This window comes from Blautia sp. 210820-DFI.6.14, from assembly GCF_020558815.1.
Classification (GTDB): domain Bacteria; phylum Bacillota; class Clostridia; order Lachnospirales; family Lachnospiraceae; genus Blautia_A; species Blautia_A obeum.
In genome coordinates this window covers 1-1,695 of the sequence record NZ_JAJCKS010000068.1, presented here as the reverse complement: position 1 = coordinate 1,695, position 1,695 = coordinate 1, and the positions used below count along the sequence as shown (strand labels likewise).

The 1,695-nt window shown below is 41.4% G+C and carries 1 protein-coding gene; it reads left to right on the top strand.

Annotated elements, in window-relative coordinates:
- The first annotated feature begins 64 nt into the window (after positions 1–64).
- Complete coding sequence (locus LI112_RS17700; RefSeq protein WP_227191198.1) at positions 65–1,573, top strand: hypothetical protein; 1,509 nt, start codon at positions 65–67, stop codon at positions 1,571–1,573.
- Positions 1,574–1,695: the final 122 nt, after the last annotated feature.

Here is a 1,695-nt window from a genome sequence, read left to right as displayed (position 1 = left end):
TATGGTTGATTGGTGTGTGCGGTAATATACTATATTCAGAAAAACTATTCAGGAGGGTGTTAGTGTGAGAAAATCAGATTGGGCAAAATGGTTGATCGTGATTCCGGCAATGCTAGGCATTGTGTTGGTAACCTATGTGGATCGTATAACAGATATCTGGGGATTTGGTGCATTTATCTGCCAGCTGATTGCGATTTTAGAATTGGCTTATGGTATGCGAATCGCGATGTTGGCACAGAGTAGAAAGAAGTCCTACCGGTTAACACCGGAAGAACGACATGAGTATGCACAGTATTTATATGAGAAACAATATCAACGTTACCCTGCTGTGGCGAATCAGATGCTTTTGGTTATGGCAAGGATGAGTATACTTCTTGACAATTATGAACGGGCTACACAGGAGATGGAAGATATTTGTATAGATAAATTTAATCCGGCACAGTTGAAGGTGTATTATTACCTGAAAGTGGTTACAGCAGTAGTGGCAGGAGATACAGAAGGGCTTCAAGAGAGCCAGATGCGTTATGCAGGGATTCCGGATACTAAATGTGTATATCCGACAGAAACTGAGCTTGCTGAGTGGATAGAGCAGAGAGATACAGTGCAGATGGCAGAAGCACTGAAAAAGGCAGTGCCGGATAAGAAAGAGCATCCGGTACGGATCAGTATCATTACTTTGATTCTTGCATATAGTACCTTCTTTTACGGATTGTGGTATGGTATAAACCGTGATATGGGATATGAAGTGAGATATCGTTTCGCAGAAATATCGATTGCTGTTATTACAATCAGTCTGGCGATTCTTTTAATCTGGGGAATCGTAAGCTTGTACAGACACAATTGCCAGGCATTATCCATACAGCCTGGTAAAAACAGAGTGGCATTAATGATCATTTTTGGAGCTGCTGCGATATTTACACTTTTGATTATTGGAATGAGTGGTCTGAGTGTAGTGTTCGGAATGGATGGAGAGGAGACGGTGACTGGTCATGACAGCAAATATACGTATATAACCGTGCAGGAGGATTATGGAGGCGAGCGGAGATATCGAACCAATAATCCATTTGTTATGCAGAGTATGGATGGTCTGTGGTGGTCTTCGGATTCTTCGGATATAATGGATGCTGAAGAAGATAACGAAGAATCATCGGATGCGGATACAGAGGATTTCCCAGTGACAGAAGATACTCAGAACGGAGATGTGGTAGAAGATTATGAGGCAGAAGGACAGCATGATGGTCTGACGATTCAGAATGCGATGCTGGCGGTCTATAATTATCTTCAGGAGAATAATGCACTTCAAAATATGGCCTTCAGTTACACTGCGAATGCAAAAGGAGAAGTCTATGGTATTGTCAGTGAAACGCAGGAAACAAAAGATGGTAATACGGTAAATGTAAGATATTGTCTGTATGACAACGGAGCGAAGACGGATGCGGATGGTAATTCTTGCGAAGAACTGGTGTTAGAAAAAGTATATCCAGACGGTAATTACGAGACCGAATTGGTAGATTTTTATCTGGTAAATACGGATACGATGCAGGTGACAGATGAACAGAAGAATACGTGGTAAAATAAATTCTGGGGAAGTAGGTGCATTATATGACAATGGGAGAAAAAATAAAACAACTGCGAAGTGCAAATGGGTTTACACAAGAAATGCTTGCAGAAAAAATGAATGTGTCCGTTCGGCAA